Source organism: Mycobacterium sp. (genome assembly GCF_049683935.1).
Classification (GTDB): Bacteria; Actinomycetota; Actinomycetes; order Mycobacteriales; family Mycobacteriaceae; genus Mycobacterium.
This window is the reverse complement of the sequence record NZ_JBAUJR010000442.1, coordinates 1-2827: the sequence shown is the minus strand read 5'-3', so window position 1 is coordinate 2827 and position 2827 is coordinate 1. Positions and strand designations below refer to the sequence as shown.

Below are 2827 nucleotides of genomic sequence, written 5' to 3'. Positions count from 1 at the left end.
GCCTCCACGGGCACCACCCCCGTCGCGCCCGCGGGCAGCGGCGCGCCGGTCATGATCCGCTGCGCGGTGCCGGCGGTGATGGTCAGTGTGTCGGTGCGACCGGCGGGGATGTCCTCGGTGACCGGCAGCCGCACCGGGGTCTGCTCGGTCGCCGTCGCGATGTCGTCGACAAGAACCGCGTAGCCGTCCATCGCCGAGTTGTCGAAGCCGGGCAGCGACAACGGCGCGACGACATCGTCGGCGAGCACCAGGCCGAGGGTGTCGGCGACCGGCAAGGTCACCGGCGGGCGGGCGGTGATCAGGTCGGCGACGACCTGCCGATGCTCGTCGACGGAGCGCATCACACCCCGAACTTCACGCCGGTCAGCTCCTCGGAGACCGTCCACAGCCGCTGCTGCACCTCGACGTCGTGCGACATGCGATTGGACTGGACCACGACCGGATGGCCGACCAACTCCCGGAAGCCCGAGGGGCCGTAGTACTGGCCACCCTGTGCGCCGGGATCTGTCGCCGCCCGCAGCGTGCCGAGCGCGCCCACGGCCGGGCTGTTGGTGACCAGGCCGGCCAGCTGGCTGAACCCGGGCAGTCCGGAACCGGGGACGTGGCGCATCAGTTCGGTGTTGGAGATACCGGGGTGGGCCGCCACCGCGATCGTCGGTGCGCCGTTTTCGGTGAGCCTGCGCTGCAGTTCGTAGGTGAACATCAGGTTCGCGAGCTTGGACTGACCGTAGGCCGAGACCCGGTTGTAGCTGCGTTCCCACTGCAGGTCGTCGAAATGAATGCCGGCCCGGATGTTGTGGGCGATGCTGGCGACGGTCACCACCCGGGAACCGTCGACCGGGAGCAGATGGTCGAGGAGCAGGCCGGTGAGCGCGAAGTGGCCCAGATGGTTGGTGCCGAACTGCAATTCGAAGCCGTCGCTGGTGGTCTGCTTCGGCGGGTACATCACCCCGGCGTTGTTGACCAGCAGATCGATCCGGGGATACGCGGTACGCAGTGCGTCGGCGGCCGCCCGCACACTGGCCAGCGACGACAGATCCAGCTCCTGCAGCGCCAGGTCGGCTCCCGGCTGGCTGCGGGTGATCGCGTCGACAGCCTCCTTGCCCTTGACGAGGTTGCGCACCGCCACGACGACGTGGGCGCCCTTGCCGGCGAGCACGGCTGCGGCCTCGTAGCCGATGCCGGTGTTGGCTCCGGTGACGATCACCACCCTGCCGGACTGGTCGGGCACGTCGGTCGCAGTCCACTTGGCACTCATCGGTTCAACATACTTCGGTGCCGATGGGCCATGCTCGACACATGCAGTTGAATGAGCCGGCCCACCGCCCGAGCCGCAAGGCGCCAGTGGTCTGGGCGATCGGGGCGGCGATCCCGTGGCTGATCCTGGTGGTGGCGCAGGGGGTGTGGTTCGGCGTGGACGGCCGGTACGGGTGGCTTCATGTGCTGCTCGCGGCCGGCACCGTGCTGGGTATCGGGGTTTTTGTGGTGGTGGTTCCGTTGTGGCGCTACCGCGTTCACCGCTGGGACATCGACCCGACCGCGGTGTACACCCGATCCGGTTGGTTGGTGCAGGAGCGCAGGATCGCCCCGATCTCGCGGGTGCAGACTGTCGACACCTACCGGGGTCCGCTGGACCGGGTGTTCGGGTTGGCCAACGTCACGGTGACGACGGCGTCGTCGGCCGGTGCGGTGCGGATCGTCGCCCTCGACGCCGATGTCGCGGACCGGGTGGTCGCGCAGCTCACCGACATCGCCGCGCTCGGCGCCGAGGATGCCACGTGACGGCAGGTGCCGGTGTGGACTGGCGCCGCCTGAGCCCGCGCATGCTGCTCGTGCACCCGGTGCACGAGGTGCTGCGGCAGCTCCCGGTGCTGATCGGCGCGCTGGTGCTCGGGTCGACCACGGGAAATCCGCTGTGGACCCTGCTCGGCGTGGGTCTGGTCATCGCCTACGGTCTGGCCCGGTGGTTCACCACGACCTACCGCATCGGCGTCGACGAGGTGCAGCTGCGCACCGGGGTGTTGCAGCGCAAGGTGCTTTCGGTGCCCCGCAACCGGATTCGCTCGGTGTCGACCGATGCGCGGCTGTTGCACCGGCTGCTCGGTCTGACGGTGCTGCAGGTGAGCACCGGACAGGAGGCCGCCGGGGACACCTCTTTCGCCCTCGACGCGGTGCCGGCGCGTGAGGTCCCCGGGCTGCGGGCCACGCTGCTGGCGGAGTCGCTGGCGCCCGGCCCGATGGACCAGGGCAGGGTGTTGGCCCGCTGGCAGCCCTCGTGGCTTCGCTACAGCCCGTTGACCCTGGCCGGGTTGTTGATGATCGCCGCCGCATTCGGTGTCGTCTATCAGACCGGAGTGGTTGCTGCACTGGAGGATTCGGGTTTATTTCGGATGGGGGCCGATGTCGCCGAGAACGTCGGGGTTCTTGGTGTCGTGCTTGTCGTCGCGCTGGTGGTCGTGGTGGCCTCGGTGGCCCTGTCGGTCACGCAGTCGCTGCTGACCTACGCAAACTTGTCTCTGAGACGCGATGCGGACATCCTGCATCTGTCGCATGGGCTGCTGCGGGCGCGCGAGCACACGTTCGACATGCGCCGGCTGCGGGGAGGCTCGCTGCGGGAACCGCTGATCGTGCGGCTGTTCGGTGGTGCGCGACTGGACGCGGTGATGACCGGCGTCGCGGGGGCGGGGGAGGCGTCGCAGCTTCTGCCGCCGTGTCCGAGGCTCACCGCTGAGTCGGTTCTGGCCGACCTGATCGCGCAGCCCGACGCGGTCACCGGCCCGCTGACCCCGCACGGACCTGCGGCCACCCGCAGGCGCTGGTTCCGGGC

Annotated in this window: 3 protein-coding genes and 1 pseudogene; 2 read left to right on the top strand and 2 right to left on the bottom strand. The window is 69.6% G+C overall.

From position 1 onward, the window contains the following. Both WA965_RS24805 and WA965_RS24800 read right to left on the bottom strand, forming a co-directional pair. Window positions 1-341, bottom strand: a pseudogene (locus WA965_RS24805) (molybdopterin molybdotransferase MoeA); the annotation flags it as partial. Beyond that, window positions 341-1258 carry an SDR family oxidoreductase gene (locus WA965_RS24800; RefSeq protein ID WP_526302925.1) on the bottom strand — a complete coding sequence of 306 codons (918 nt, stop codon included), beginning with the start codon at window positions 1256-1258 and terminating at the stop codon, window positions 341-343. The pseudogene WA965_RS24805 and the gene WA965_RS24800, both read right to left, overlap by 1 nt. Before the next feature lie 41 nt (window positions 1259-1299). Here WA965_RS24800 and WA965_RS24795 point away from each other — a divergent pair, with 41 nt between their 5' ends. Both WA965_RS24795 and WA965_RS24790 read left to right on the top strand, forming a co-directional pair. Continuing rightward, the gene (locus WA965_RS24795) at window positions 1300-1782 is read left to right on the top strand and encodes a PH domain-containing protein (protein ID WP_526302924.1); all 483 of its coding nucleotides are present in this window, start codon (window positions 1300-1302) and stop codon (window positions 1780-1782) included. Between the two features lie 41 nt (window positions 1783-1823). After that, on the top strand, window positions 1824-2827 hold a 1004-nt coding region (locus WA965_RS24790; RefSeq protein WP_526448171.1), incomplete at its 3' end, for a PH domain-containing protein.